The organism is Agrobacterium sp. CMT1 (assembly GCF_037203725.1).
Classification (GTDB): Bacteria; Pseudomonadota; Alphaproteobacteria; order Rhizobiales; family Rhizobiaceae; genus Agrobacterium; species Agrobacterium pusense.
This window is the reverse complement of record NZ_JBBCAR010000019.1, coordinates 162,790-175,673: the sequence shown is the minus strand read 5'-3', so window position 1 is coordinate 175,673 and position 12,884 is coordinate 162,790. Positions and strand designations below refer to the sequence as shown.

The 12,884-nt window shown below is 56.3% G+C and carries 11 protein-coding genes and 2 pseudogenes; 6 read left to right on the top strand and 7 right to left on the bottom strand.

Translation table 11 applies throughout. The features are described from left to right. Positions 1-83: 83 nt before the first annotated feature. Positions 84-1,889 carry a malto-oligosyltrehalose trehalohydrolase gene (gene treZ / locus WA845_RS23810; RefSeq protein WP_337322726.1) on the top strand — a complete coding sequence of 602 codons (1,806 nt, stop codon included), beginning with the start codon at positions 84-86 and terminating at the stop codon, positions 1,887-1,889. Then, entirely contained in the window at positions 1,889-4,411 is a 2,523-nt protein-coding gene (gene treY, locus WA845_RS23805; protein WP_337322725.1) for a malto-oligosyltrehalose synthase, read from the top strand. Before treZ ends, treY begins: the two co-directional genes overlap by 1 nt. 494 nt (positions 4,412-4,905) lie before the next feature. On the opposite strand, the gene WA845_RS23800 is transcribed toward treY, so the two are convergent. Further along, positions 4,906-5,259: a DUF982 domain-containing protein gene (locus tag WA845_RS23800; protein ID WP_337322724.1), complete on the bottom strand. Its 354-nt coding sequence runs from the start codon at positions 5,257-5,259 to the stop codon at positions 4,906-4,908. A 404-nt stretch (positions 5,260-5,663) separates the two neighbouring features. Here WA845_RS23800 and WA845_RS23795 point away from each other — a divergent pair. The 4 genes and pseudogenes from WA845_RS23795 to WA845_RS25330 form a co-directional block, all read left to right on the top strand. Further along, a pseudogene (locus WA845_RS23795) lies at positions 5,664-5,783 on the top strand (integrase core domain-containing protein); the annotation flags it as partial. A 52-nt stretch (positions 5,784-5,835) separates the two neighbouring features. Then, positions 5,836-6,033, top strand: coding sequence for a hypothetical protein (locus WA845_RS23790; protein WP_004446090.1), 198 nt, complete (start codon positions 5,836-5,838; stop codon positions 6,031-6,033). Between the two features lie 29 nt (positions 6,034-6,062). After that, positions 6,063-6,554: a DUF4142 domain-containing protein gene (locus WA845_RS23785; RefSeq protein ID WP_006700557.1), complete on the top strand. Its 492-nt coding sequence runs from the start codon at positions 6,063-6,065 to the stop codon at positions 6,552-6,554. 70 nt (positions 6,555-6,624) lie between these two features. Continuing rightward, positions 6,625-6,884 (top strand): annotated as a pseudogene (locus tag WA845_RS25330) (LysR family transcriptional regulator); the annotation flags it as partial. A gap of 125 nt (positions 6,885-7,009) precedes the next feature. On the opposite strand, the gene WA845_RS23780 reads toward WA845_RS25330, so the two are convergent. The 6 genes from WA845_RS23780 to WA845_RS23755 form a co-directional block, all read right to left on the bottom strand. Then, entirely contained in the window at positions 7,010-8,104 is a 1,095-nt protein-coding gene (locus WA845_RS23780) for a nucleotidyltransferase family protein (protein ID WP_337322723.1), read from the bottom strand. Between the two features lie 361 nt (positions 8,105-8,465). After that, the gene (locus WA845_RS23775; RefSeq protein WP_337322722.1) at positions 8,466-9,038 is read right to left on the bottom strand and encodes a hypothetical protein; all 573 of its coding nucleotides are present in this window, start codon (positions 9,036-9,038) and stop codon (positions 8,466-8,468) included. Positions 9,039-9,176: 138 nt separating this feature from the next. Continuing rightward, positions 9,177-10,112 (bottom strand): pirin family protein, encoded by a 936-nt coding sequence (locus WA845_RS23770; protein ID WP_337322721.1) that lies wholly within the window; start codon positions 10,110-10,112, stop codon positions 9,177-9,179. 146 nt (positions 10,113-10,258) lie between these two features. Then, positions 10,259-10,852, bottom strand: a complete 594-nt coding sequence (locus WA845_RS23765; RefSeq protein WP_337322720.1) for a hypothetical protein — start codon at positions 10,850-10,852, stop codon at positions 10,259-10,261. A 26-nt stretch (positions 10,853-10,878) separates the two neighbouring features. Beyond that, positions 10,879-11,919, bottom strand: a complete 1,041-nt coding sequence (locus WA845_RS23760) for an Atu2307/SP_0267 family LLM class monooxygenase (protein ID WP_337322719.1) — start codon at positions 11,917-11,919, stop codon at positions 10,879-10,881. A gap of 169 nt (positions 11,920-12,088) precedes the next feature. After that, positions 12,089-12,751: a hydrolase gene (locus tag WA845_RS23755; RefSeq protein ID WP_337322718.1), complete on the bottom strand. Its 663-nt coding sequence runs from the start codon at positions 12,749-12,751 to the stop codon at positions 12,089-12,091. Between the last annotated feature and the right edge of the window lie 133 nt (positions 12,752-12,884).

Here is a 12,884-nt window from a genome sequence, read left to right as displayed (position 1 = left end):
ACGGCTTGCACTTTAATATTTGCCGGACGGGAACCGTTATCGACGCCGCCGGTTTTGCCCCGCTCAATCCTGACGGGGGAACCATGCGGTCAAAGCAACACAATCGCTCCAATGTCACAAAATCACCGGCTTGGGGCGTACGACGCTCTCCATCGGGGGGTGTCACCTTCCGAACCTGGGCGCCCGGGCAAAATGAATTATACCTCGACGACGGCACGGCTTTACGATGCATGGCGCGCGACGAGCACGGGTGGTTCGAGATCACATGTCCAGACGCTGTGGCAGGAACCGAATATTGCTTTGTCCTGACTGACGGACAACGGGTGCCCGACCCGGCTTCGCGGGCGCAGAAGGACGATGTCAACGGACCATCGCTCGTCACCGATCCGGATTGTTACATTTGGCGAAATATCAGCTGGAAGGGACGTCCGTGGGAGGAGACAGTAATTTACGAGATGCATGTCGGAACCTTCACGCCGGAGGGGACGTTCGAGGCCGCGGTTGGGAAACTCCCTCATCTTGCGCAGCTCGGAATTACCATGATTGAGGTTATGCCGGTTTCCCACTTCGGCGGCAACCACGGCTGGGGCTACGATGGCACTCTGCTTTATGCTCCCCACGCCGCATACGGCAGGCCGGATGATTTCAAGGCCTTTATCGATGAAGCGCATGGTTTTGGCATATCCGTCGTGCTCGACATCGTTCTTAATCATTTCGGACCGCAGGGGAACTACCTCCCCCTGCTGGCGCCGGGTTTCTTCGACAAGGATCGAAAAACCCCTTGGGGCGATGGGATAGCCTATGACGTCGACGCCGTGAGGCGATACATCGCCGATGCCCCTCTTTATTGGCTGCACGAATTCAAGCTTGATGGCCTTCGATTTGACGCGATTGACCAGATTGAGGACAATTCCGCAAAACACATTTTGGTGGAGATAGGTGAACGCATTCGGCGCGAGATCACCGATCGTCCTATTCACCTTACGACCGAGGACAGTCGCAACATCATCTCCCTGCATGAGAGAGCCACAGACGGAAGTATTCCTCTGTTCACCGCAGAATGGAATGACGACTTCCACAATGCGGTTCATGCGCTTGTGACAGGGGAATGCGACGCTTACTATCAGGATTTCGCGCCGGCACCTGAAAGGCTTGTGGCCCGGGCGCTCGCGGAAGGCTTCGCCTACCAAGGTGAAACTTCACCCCAAACCGGGAGACCACGTGGCGTCAGAAGCGACGGCCAGCCTAGCTCCGCATTTGTGGATTTCATCCAGAACCACGACCAGGTGGGCAACCGGGCCCACGGGGAACGGCTGATTACACTTGTAGGCAGCGATCGCGCCAAGGTTCTGATGGCTCTACTTCTACTTTCGCCACACATTCCTCTTCTGTTCATGGGAGAAGAATTCGGCGAGTCCAACCCGTTCCTGTTCTTCACCGATTTCCGTGATGATCTCGCAAACACAGTCCGCGAGGGCCGAAGAAGCGAGTTTGACGGCCATTCCGGTTACAAAAGCGAGACTGTTCCCGACCCCAACGATCGCACCACGTTCGAGACGTCAAAACTGGATTGGTGCAAGGCCCAAACCGAGGCGGGGGAAGATTGGTTAACGCTCACGGGCAAGCTGCTTTTACTGAGACGGACAAAGATCGTGCCTCTTCTTCGAGGAGATAATGGCCGCGCTGGCAGAGTTGTGGAGGCAGGCGACGGATGTATTGCGGTCACCTGGACGTTTTCTGCCGGCGCGCTTTCGATCGCCGTCAATCTTGGCGATGAAACAAGACCGCTGCCGGATCAGCCCGGAGACGCGATTTTCGCATGGCCAGAAGAGCAAGCCGCCCTGCCAAAAAACTCAATCTTGGTTCGCCTCGCCACGGAAGCAGTATAATGACAATTCCCACAGCAACCTATCGGCTACAATTCCGCAACGGTATGACCTTTGATCGCGCAGCTGCGCTTGCACCCTATTGGAGGCGGCTCGGCATCAGCCATCTTTATGCATCGCCGATCTTCACCGCAGCACCGGGCTCGACCCATGGCTATGACGTGACCAATCCGAACGAAATCGATCCAGCGATCGGCGGCCGTGATGGCTTTGACCGGATGGTCGCCGCACTCAAAAATGAAGGTCTTGGGCTCATTCTGGACATCGTGCCGAACCACATGGCCGCATCGCTCGATAATCCGTGGTGGTATGATGTCATCAAGAATGGGATTCATAGTCCCTACGCTCGCATTTTCGACATCGACTGGTCACGCCGCCTGACATTGCCATTCCTGGGGGAATCCTTTGAACACGAGTTACAGGCCGGCAACATTTCGATAACCGCCGATCCAATAACTGGAAAGCCGTCTTTCGCCTACTATGACAACTACTACCCCGTCGCTCCGGAGACGTGCCAGGATTGGCTGCCCGCCAACGTTCACCTTCTCAACAAAGCCGACATTGCAACCCTTCATGACCGTCAGCCATATCAGCTGACGTCTTGGCGCACGGCGCGCCACAACCTCTCCTATCGCCGGTTTTTTGAAATCACCGGCCTGGTAGGAGTTCGCGTAGAAGATGATGCCGTCTTCGACGCCACGCATCAACTTATACTTGAACTCGTGCGTAGTGGCGCTGTCGACGGCTTGCGAATTGACCACGTGGATGGGCTGGCCGGTCCGAAAGCCTATCTCGACCGGCTTCGGCTAAAGGTCGGGCAGGACTGCTACCTGCTCGTAGAAAAAATCCTGGCGGATGGCGAGCATGTGCCAGCCGATTGGCCTGTCTCCGGCACAACCGGATACGAATTCATTGCCGCACTTTCGAACGTCCTTGTCGACAGCGATAAACTAGAGATGCTGCGTGGAGCCTATGATGCTTTCTGCGGTCAAAAAACCGACCTGGACGACGAGGTTCGTGCTGCGAAGCTCCTGATGATAAATCACAATTTCGAGGGCGAATTTTCGACCTTATTACAGCTGGCGATGACAGTGGCGCAGAAGGAAGGTAAGGATCTCAGCCTTTCCAACCTCGAAACAGCATTGCGAGAGCTTCTCGTCGCCTTTCCGGTCTACCGAACCTATGGAACACGCGAGCGACTTTGTGGCGAGGACGAGGCGCTGCTCGGCGCGATTGCCGATAGTGGCCGTGTTCATCTAACTGCACCTGGCGAGACAGCGCTCGCTTTCATAATCAGCATTCTTAAAGGATCCGTTTGTGATGCGGCGGCTTTCCTCGCGGGTGAATTCCGCGTCCGTTTCCAGCAACTGACCGGGCCGTTGATGGCAAAGTCGATCGAAGACACACTTTTTTTCCGCCAGCACATGGCACTCGCGCTCAATGAGGTGGGGGCGGATCCGCTGCCACGCCCGTTTGCTCTTTGGCGATTTCACGAGGCGATGGCGGATCGCCTTAAGCGCCAACCGGACGGATTGTCGAGCACTTCGACCCACGACACCAAACGCGGAGAAGACGCGCGCGCGCGGCTGTCGACGCTCAGTGAAGCACCTGAAATCTGGGCGGCCAACGTTGCGCGATGGAGCGACACCAACCGAACCGTGATTGCGGAACTGGATGATGGGCCTGCGCCGGAGCCCTCGGTGCAATGGATGCTCTACCAGGCTCTTGCCGGCATGTGGCCTGCCAAGCCCGGGGTACCGACAGGACCGGAGCTCGACGCTCTAAAGGCGAGGTTTCTTGTTTACGTCGAAAAATCTCTGCGTGAAGCCAAGTTGCGAACCAACTGGGGCGACAATAACGACGCCTATGAAAGAGCCGTACTCGCCTATGCGTCAAATCTCCTTGCGCCGGAAAACAGCATCTTTCTGAAAGACTTTTTCCATTCCATCCAGCCATTCGTTATGGCGGGCCTGCGCAATTCCCTCAGCCAGACGATCATCAAGCTGACGGCGCCTGGCGTCCCGGATATATATCAGGGCAGCGAGAGCCTCGATCTCAGCCTCGTTGATCCAGACAACCGTCGCGCGCCGCCCTTCGAGCAATTTTACTCACGTCTTGAGGAGAGCGCGGCTATCGATTTTAGCCGTGAGGATGAGATGCGCAACGGGGTGACCAAACAACGCATCATTTGTCGCATGCTTGAGTTGCGGCGCCGTCACCCCGATCTGTTCCGCAGCGGTAGCTATGAGCCCCTTTTGGATGGATCTCCATCAATAGTGTCGTATGCGAGGACGCATAGAAATCAGGCCGTTATCGTCATGATCCCACGCCTCGGTCTGCAACAACTCCTCGGAAACACGCAAATCAAGGCAAAAGATCGAGCAATGCGCGATAGCTTGGCGTCCAGCTTGCGTGGCGTTTTCACCGATGTCTTGTCCGGGAGCTCATACCGCGACGGTGAGATTGAAGGCTTGCGCCTTGTTGAACATCCGTTCTTTGTGTTCTACCGACAAAACGCAGACTAGCGCCGAGGCCCGCTCAATCCAACCTGTTCGGGTACCGCAACCTTTGGAGTGAGAATACGTGCCGGCGTCGGCGATAAAGCGTTTGTCCAGTTGAATGAGCCTAACGTCTGACGCCTACTGCCGCATGTTCCCGGCATGGAGCTCGCCCACACCTGCGATTGGTCTGGGCAAAGCGGCAATCATTCCGGCAGCTAGCCACCGCGACAGGCTTGCCCGCTTCTCAACCTTGTCGTGATGATGATCGGATGCCCGCACATCGCGTAATCCGGGCGCATGCGCAGATAAAGCCCCGGAATCGCAGACTTTCGCACCCGAGGACGAGGCCCTCTGTCGGCGAAGCATGACCGCGGGCTCTTGTTAAAATGAAAGTGCGCACGAGAGGAATGGCCACTTGCTCGATCACGGCCACGCCGGAATGTGCCCCTGCCACTAGCCAGCATGAACCACAATCCGCGTTTCGGTCGACCAGCTCGCCCATGGTCAAGCGCAAGCGACTAGCCTGGGTGATTATAATTAGCTCTATCGGTTATCCTCGAGCTTTCTTGCGCGGAGAAATTTTTTCTACCTCCCCTTGAAGACGGCCCGAAAGATAATGTTTCCTCCTTTTGACGCTGCACAATCTGCGCTTCCTGAGCCGCCTGCAAGAACATGTCGCGAGCCCAGTCCGCGCCTTGACGTCCAGCGAGTGCGGCACGGCAAGCGCTCCTTGCACGAACGTAAGCGGGGCCTCTTTTGTCCGGCCATTCATCCAATAGGAAAATGAGAGCATCAAATGGGCCGTACACGGTCTGCCGGCCACCTTCCGTGCTCAAAATCGTTACCGGACTACTCCATCGGGAAATTGACATCAACGTGTTCCTCCAATTCGCGTCTAACTGTCGGCTGCACTCCCTGTTCCTCAGTGAGACTAAATTATTGTACTTTGACCCGATACCCAGTCGAGGATAACGAAACCAAAGGTCCTTGCTGCCTGTCGATCCACATCATCTCTAGACTTGCGGCGAAGCAGATGATGAAAGCTCCCGACGCCATTCCTGGTCTTGACGCGGACCCGTAGGCCTTCCTCCGCCGCAGCGACCTCACCGTCTGAGCGTTGCTTCAGCACCTCATCTGACAGGCGATTTTTGTCCCATCTGCTTGCTTTCCAAATTTCCAGGAACATTGGCCCTGGTCTGTGGTTCGTCGTGGCACCAACCTCATGAACTGACAGGACGGATTATGGCGGATGTATTTTGGCTGGTTGTTGTCGCTGGAGGCCCAAACAGCGCTCCGGCTCATCGACGGATGGATCGAGGACTACAACGAAATCCATCCCCATTCCGCGCTCAAGATGGCTTCCCCTCGGCAGTTCATCAGGGCTAAATCAATCTAGCCGACTTGTCCGGTGAAATGGGGTGCACTCCAAACCGGAAGCGGAGACTGATATGAACTATAGAACCATATGGCCCTTGGTAGGGGCTGCGGCTGTGGCTCTCGCGATGATCGTGGCCGTCTACTTCGTCAGGACGACTCCGGATACAGCACCGTCAAATTCACCAGACAGGGGGCAGACGGAAGACCAAGCACCTGCGGGGCCTGCTGACAGGAATGCGCTGCCGGGCAGCCAGAACACGACGCCCTGACCACAATAGTCATTGAGGGAGAGTTTAACATGAAGCCATTCCATGCCTGCTGCGCCGCTCTATGTCTTTCGATGTTAATGCCCGCTTTCTCGAACGCGCAATCACCCGCGGACTTCACTGCCGAGGCGGCTTCCTTCAATCAGTTTGAGGTGGAGGCGAGCAGGCTGGCGCTTAAAAGCGCGCAGGATGACGCGACGAAAATGTTCGCTAATGACATCATGCGCGACCATGAGAAAGCGCTCGTCGATCTCGGCGATGCTGCTAAAAAGGATGGTACCTCGGTCCCGACGGACCTGAGCGCCGAATATGCCGAGAAGATGAGAGCTTTAGAAACCGCTTCACAAAGTGAGTTTGACCAGGCTTACCTCTCGACGCAGGTTTCGGTCCTTGAAGATGCGAAGACGATGTTCGAAGCCTTCATCAAAACCGGAATTGCAGGCTCGCTACGTGCATACGCTGAAAATCAGCGCGGCACCGTACGAACCTATAATGTGCGTGTTCAGGGCCTGACAAATCCGTGAGTGGCCTACGAGGGCCCAGTTGAGCATACCATGAAATGAGATGCACTTATCGTCGCGGTATTTGTGTCGCTGGATCCCAATTCCGAATGCTGCTCCCTATCGAAGGGAGGTCGAGCAGGATAGCATAAACTTCGGGGTTGCGATCGAGCCGCAAATCACGACAAACGATCTGCATCTGGTGATCCGGACCGCGCTCGCTGGTGGAGGGATCACGTTTCGGCGTTGGATGTCTAGCTGCCGCCATTTTAAGGGTTATTTCTTGACTTCCCGAACCGCCGGAATATGGCGCCTGAGTTGCGAGCACGCATTGACCATGTCCGGGCATACAAAGATGACGTCTCTTCCCAGCGGCAGATGCCCCAGTCTAAGTATAAAAACAGACCGCTGTTGAGCAGATTGGACCCTGGCACACTGTTTGTCTGCGCCACTTCCAACGAAATCAGCAGCCCGGCTTTCTATTCGCCAAACGGAAGTTCAACATCTTCGCGGTTTTTCTTTGCGCCGTCGATTAGGACCGCTTTGAGCCGGTCCGCGTCTGGTTCCGGCAGCATCCCCGCCCCAACGCGGATAGCTTCTTGCCACGCCGGCCCACGCTCCCATGCTTCGTTGTAGACGAGGGCCAAGTCGGCGGATTGCCTTGTCTGCTGCAGTGCCTCAAAAAGCAGCGCGGCTTGGCGAAGGTCTTTCTCACGCTTCGCTGACCCCTGCCCGTCAGTGTGGCGGCGGCTGGCGACGATGAGCTTGTGGACCGCATATCGAGTTGGATCGGGGACAACGACTGGGATGCCGCTTCGGTGGAGCAATATTGTCCTTACGGGTTCCCTGATGAGAAAATCGAGAAAGCGTAGTGGATCCGCGCTGGCACCGCCAAGGGCGGGCATCTTTGCCGGCTGATCGACGTAGTCGTCCGAGCCGCGGTTCGATTTCAAGAATTCCACCCTGTAGCCGTCGACATTCTGAAATGCCGAAGAAGCCGCTGATCCCGATCTATGTGGAACGGGCCGGAAACTGGCGTCGACCTCCTGCAGCAACTCCATGATCGGAGGCAGACTATCTTCAACCTCTCGACTAATGGCATAATCCTGAGCGATGTCCGCATCACCGGTCAGTATGGCAGCCATAGGGAGGCGCACGCCGAGCAGCCCTGAATAGCATTGAAAGGCCACCGTGCCGATGAGAACGCCACGAAGTCGAAAAAGGCCCCCATTGGCGAGAGCTTCGACGATATCGCCCGACATCGCGTCGGGGGAAATCATCCCGCCTTCGCGAGTCAGGGTATTTACCAACCGCCTGCGAGCGCGTAGATCATCCTTGTCCCGCTTATGATCAGATACGCGCTGCGCTATATCCGGATCGTCATCAGGACCAACATAACGACGTTTCGTACCACCGTGTCCATCCGGGATGTCGAAATACCAGTACTTCCTTCCCTTGATGTTCGCCGGAGTGAATCTGCCCTCCGGCGGGAAATCGGCCGTCCAGGCAGCGTCAAGCGAGCGCTGACCCAGCTCGGCGAGCATAGTTTGGTACATCAGATCAACGATTTTCATTAGCTCGATTCCGGCGTTATACTGTTTTTCAAAAACAGTATAACTCTCAAGAGGAGAGCGCAAGGGACCTCGAAACCGCAATTCCGATCCGTTCCTTCACGGGCACGACACAGAGCCTGGGCTTGCTAGCAACACATCCCTGGATGAACGAACCCACCCGCTTTCTCTTGGAGGATGCTGACCTTCAAGCTCTATTGCAAAATCGTCGCGACCACGCCGGTTCTCATGGGTATGAACAGTGCTGAGCCAGGCCAACGTGCCTTGGCTGCGATGGAACCAGCGGGCGACGGGCAGATGCGCCGCAGCATCCAGATAATTGGTGCCTCCATCGCGAGCGGCTTCTCACCGCCGGATAGACAAACTAACGTTCTCTTCGTCCAGGCGAACGTGCGAGGGACGACACGTACAGCCTCGCTTCTTCCGTGAATCTGCGGTCGATCTCAGATGCTGGTTCAATATCTGCCTGGCGGGCATCTATCACCGCATTGATGCGGTCAACTATGTCCGGGTCTGAAACGCGTGCGTGAGCAATGAGAACGCGAACCGCTGTCTTCAATGCAAAATTATGGGCCGAAGTGGAAAGCTGTCGCTGTTCGCTTGCGTCCCGTTCAATGTCCTCTCGGCGATCCTTTTTCTTTCGTAATGTCGCCGGACGACCTCGCTCCCTTTCCCAATGGCGGGCGACAGCTCGCCCCATGTACAGGAATTTCCAAGCCGCGTCTGGATCTCCTCCTGTGTAATTTTCGGGATTTGCTCCGCAGACGCGCAGGAACATGCGACGAAGGACCGCGTCGGCGAAATAGTGGCCCGGCGACCTCCGCAAAACCGGTGATTGGACCTCAGGCTCAACGGTCTTAACGGCAACCTCGATGGCTTCATCGACAGCTGTCAGGAGAGCCTCTTCTGCTTTGCGAATCCGATCAAACTCTTCCATGCTACTCCTCCGCAACCGGCTCTTCGACCGTGTCTATCGCCGAAATGGCTTGCAGTTCTTGATGCCGCTCTATCTGCGTCTTGCACGAGCGCGCGGCCAATCGCTCTGGTAAAGCCAACAGTTCCTGTTACTGCGCGCTCACTCAGGCAGCGGGATGTGTTCGTCTCGGTCGCTGGCAGGTAGATCAAAACGACCTTTGCCCCAATCTTTTGCCCGCCACTCCGCCTTGGCTTCCTCAATGCGCTCCCTAGACGAAGCCACAAAGTTCCACCAGATGTATCGCGGTCCTGAGAACGTCGCACCACCAAGGATCATCAGCCTTGCGCCGCGGTCGCCCGCCGCGACGGTGATACGATCTCCGGGGCGAAACACCATCATTTGCGGCGCCTCGAAATCCTGGCCCGCGATAGAGATTGAGCCTTCGACGATATAGATGCCCCGGTCCTCATGGTCATCGGGCATGGGCAGGCGGGCACCCGCGGCTAAACCAACGTCCGCATAGAACGTCTCGGACAACATCTTCGCGGGCGCAGTTTTACCGTAGGCCGCACCAAGAATAAGCCTGACTGATAACCCATGGTCCTCGATCAGCGGCAGCGCGTGCTTTTCGTGGTGCTCAAACGAAGGCTCCATGTCTTCATGACTGTCCGGCAAGGCCAGCCAAGTCTGAATCCCGAAAAGGCTATGGGGACCAGTTCGCGCGGTCGCAGACGTCCGCTCGGAATGGGATACCCCCCGTCCGGCAACCATCCAGTTCAGTTCGCCAGGACGAATGATTTGGTCTGCCCCAGTGCTGTCTCGATGGTGAAAGTCACCGCGATACAGATATGTGACTGTGCCAAGGCCAATATGAGGATGCGGTCGAACATCGACGCCCTGCCCTGTCAATAATTCGGCCGGCCCCGCCTGATCGAAGAATATGAAGGGCCCGACCATCTGGCGCTTCGGCGCAGGCAGAGCCCGCCTGACCTCGAATCCGCCAAGGTCACGAGACCGCGGGACAATAAGCGTGTCGATAGCATCGACACCTACCTCATCGGGACATCCTGGTTCAAGTGCCGGGTTCCAACTCATTCTCGCTTGTCTCCTGTTGATCGCGTGTATCTACCTGATAATGGTCTTGATGGTGGGTAAATATCTTGTAGGGAGCGCAACAAGATTGCCGTGTCGCGATTACATTCTGAGGGTCCCGCACAAAGCGATTTCTCAGCTTCCAAACGTCACGGTTCATGCTGCTTTTGCATCGCGACAAGCCTGAAGCGGTCGCCGTAAGAACCGCTGCAGATGCGGTTGGTTTCTGCATTAACCTCCTCGTACTTGCAGAGGAGATCACTACCCCTATTCCTGAACTTTTCGGTTCGGCGCGATAAGCGTTGGAAATGGCTTCGATCCTTTGTTGAAGTCGCGGATGGACGATCGAATTGAAGGGGATCCGAAAAGAACGCTTTCATGACCGACAGAGCACCGGCAACGCTGGAATCGAGCTCTTGGCTGATTGCCTCAAAGGGGAGACCGGCGGTCGGGCCAAGGGAGGAGCGGCTGATGATGCAAAAAGAGCACTTAGTCCAGCGCCATCCGGTGCGTCTGATACTTCTTCGGCCCGTGTCGTGATGCCATCTGTTTTTGGTTACGCCAAATGCGATTAGGCTCATGCGCGCGCCGGAGGCGTCTTCTAGATCGCGCACCTCTTCCGCAAACACAGCGGTCCGAAAGACGTTATAACCTCTTGAGGCCAGACTTAGCGCCCTCTCCCGCCCCGGCAAGTGACAAGCAATGACGACCACAGCAGAGCGGTAGCAAGAAGTTGATACCATTTTTAGACTCCACAGTCAGCAGTAGGTCACGCCGTCGCCACGGCAGCCCTAACAGCAGGCGCGACCTCCTTGCCGAGTAACTCAATAGAACGGCGCATCGCTGCTGGTTCCAGAGACGCCGTGCTCATTTGGAAAGTGATGCGCGAAATGCCTCCGAGGACTTGGTCTGCTTGCAGGATCTTTGCCAAGACTGTTTTGGGATCTCCCACTAAAAATGCACCATCGGGACCGGCCATGGCCTCGAATTGCTGGCGGCTCGGAGGTGACCAACCACGCTCCCGACCAATAATCTCGGTCAGGTGCGCCCAACCTGGGAAAAACGTATCCCTTGCGTTGGTATCTGTGTCTCCTACAAATCCCATGGCATGCACACCGACCTTCAGCGATTTAAGACTGTGACCTGATCGAGTTCCCGCCTCGCGATAGAGATCGACCAATGGCCGGAACCGGTCAAAGCCGCCCCCGATAACGGCGACCATCAATGGTAGACCAAGTGCGCCAGCCCGCGCAAAAGATTCGGGACTTCCACCAACGCCGATCCATACCGGCAGGCGAAGCTGATGAGGCCGAGGAAACACCCCTTGCCCACGCAAGGCCGGACGAAAACGGCCTTCCCAAGAGATATGAGTACTGTCTGCAAGTTTTAAAAAAAGATCGAGCTTTTCCGCGAAAAGCGCATCATAGTCGCGCGTGTCGAGCCCAAACAACGGATAGGCCTCAACGAAAGAGCCTCGGCCGACGATGACCTCGGCTCGGCCCTGAGAAATAAGATCGAGAGTGGCGAATTCTTGAAAAACCCGAACCGGATCAGCAGCGCTTAGTATGGTCACGGCGCTAGTCAATTTAATCCGTTTGGTGCGTGCGGCGGCGGCAGCCAAAATCACAGCCGGTGCTGAATCAAGGAATTCGCCCCTATGATGCTCCCCAATTCCGAAGACGTCGATCCCCACTCGATCAGCGGTGCTGACCTCTTCAAGGAGTTCTGCCATTCGATCAACCGCAGTGGGATGTCGACCCGTTGCCGGATCGGTCATTATCGCCGCAAAACTGTCGATGCCGATTTCCATAAGACCTTCTTCGAAACAATTCGTTCTGACAGCGCCGTTCCCGCTGCTGACGGCGGAGATCCAGTTCTTAAGATGCCTAAAAACGGTAAGATTCAGCACGCATTTTAAAGGGGTGGCGCCCAGACAGAGCAGCCCAGGACCGTCCGCTCGACCGCCATCCCTGCCTTGCTTATACGCCGCTGCTAGAGGAGGTCGGTACCGGCGTATGAAGTAGCTGCTGCTCCCAGAGGTAAGCGATACCACTACCACCAACGTGTTGCACGATGACGTCGGTGACCTTCGCGGCCTGCTCTGCACGCGCCCAGTCACGCTGCCACTCCGCCGCGAGGGCTAGCCAGGTCATCACGTTGACACCAGCGGCTATCATGCGCTGAATCGCAACCTGGTGAGCTTCAATCGAGACGCCGCCGGACGCATCGGTGATGACCGTGACATCCCAACCTTCGCCCGCGGCTTGGATCGCCGGCATAGCCACACAGACCTCGGTCCAAAGACCCGCGATGATCAGTTGTTTGCGCCCAGTAGCTTTCACGACATCAACGACCTTCTGGTCCTGCCAGGTATTGATGAATGTCCGGTCGATGATCTCCTGGCCGGGAAACACATCGGCAATCTGAGGGAATAAGTTGCCGCCGCGCTCGGCGATAACAGTGGTAAGAACGGTAGGGACTTCGAAAGCTTTCGCAGCCTTGGCAAGGCCTACGGTGTTGTTGACCACCATGGTAGGCTCGTGGCTGTTAACGTTGGCAAGTTGGTATGGCTGGTGGTCAATCAAGACGAGAACGGAATCTTCCGGTCGGAGCAGCGAATTGAGGCCGTTACGAAAGGTCATGGATAACATCCTAGGTTGGCGGTTCGTTGAGGCAAATGGAGAGATGGTCATCGATTACCATCCTCAGACAGCGTCTCATTCTGCCTTGCGATGCGGTAGTCCCAGATTATGCTAAGCTGTGTCGCAGGATGGG